At 70.7% G+C, this 905-nt stretch carries 2 protein-coding genes; both read left to right on the top strand.

All coding sequences use genetic code 11. The annotated features are described in order from the left end of the window. Window positions 1-94 precede the first annotated feature (94 nt). Window positions 95-661: a DUF742 domain-containing protein gene (locus AC51EU_RS30780; protein WP_496270376.1), complete on the top strand. Its 567-nt coding sequence runs from the start codon at window positions 95-97 to the stop codon at window positions 659-661. Beyond that, on the top strand, window positions 642-905 hold a 264-nt coding region (locus AC51EU_RS30775), incomplete at its 3' end, for a GTP-binding protein (protein ID WP_496270375.1). The genes AC51EU_RS30780 and AC51EU_RS30775, both read left to right, overlap by 20 nt.

Here is a 905-nt window from a genome sequence, read left to right as displayed (position 1 = left end):
TCTCAACTAGCAGACAGGCAGTGCGTTTCCCGTCACCGGACCATAAGGTTCGGTGACGCGACCGGCGTCGGATTGGCAAGTTGGAGGAGGAGCCGTGGCAACGCCCCCCAGCGGATACCCCGAGGGCACCGGACCCCGTTCCGGGCCCCAGGGCGCGCCCCCGTCCCACCGCTTCCACTTCCCCTCCGCGCCGGGCCGCAGGCCGCAGCGGCCCGAACCGCCGCGGCAGCAGCAGTACCCGTCCCAGCCGTACGGGCCTTCGGCATACGACCGGCCGGCCGGCGCCCAGCAGGCGCGGCAGCCGTCCGCGGGCGGCGCGCCGCATCCGCTGGTACGGCCGTACGCCATGACCGGAGGCCGGACCCGGCCGCGCTACCAGCTCGCCATCGAGGCACTGGTCAGCACGACCGCCGATCCGTCCCGGCTGACGGGCCAGCTGCCGGAGCACCAGCGCATCTGCCGGCTCTGCCGCGAGATCAAGTCGGTTGCCGAGATCTCCGCGCTTCTCACCATTCCCCTCGGCGTCGCCCGAATCCTTGTCGCCGACCTGGCGGAGGCCGGACTCGTCGCCATCCACCAGCCCGGCGGGGACGAGTCCGCCGGCGGACAGCCAGATGTGACACTGCTCGAAAGGGTGCTCAGTGGACTTCGCAAGCTCTAGCGGTGCAGCCCGCTCCACCACCTCCGCGAAGATCGTGGTGGCGGGCGGCTTCGGCGTGGGCAAGACCACGTTCGTCGGGGCCGTCTCAGAGATCAACCCGCTGCGCACCGAAGCCGTGATGACCTCCGCCTCGGCGGGCATCGACGACCTCACGCACGCACCGGACAAGACGACCACGACCGTGGCCATGGACTTCGGCCGGATCACGCTGGACCAGGACCTGATCCTGTACCTCTTCGGTACC

This window comes from Candidatus Streptomyces philanthi (assembly GCF_059553635.1).
Note: the sequence above shows the minus strand (reverse complement) of the source record. Positions and strands in the feature narration are given on the sequence as shown.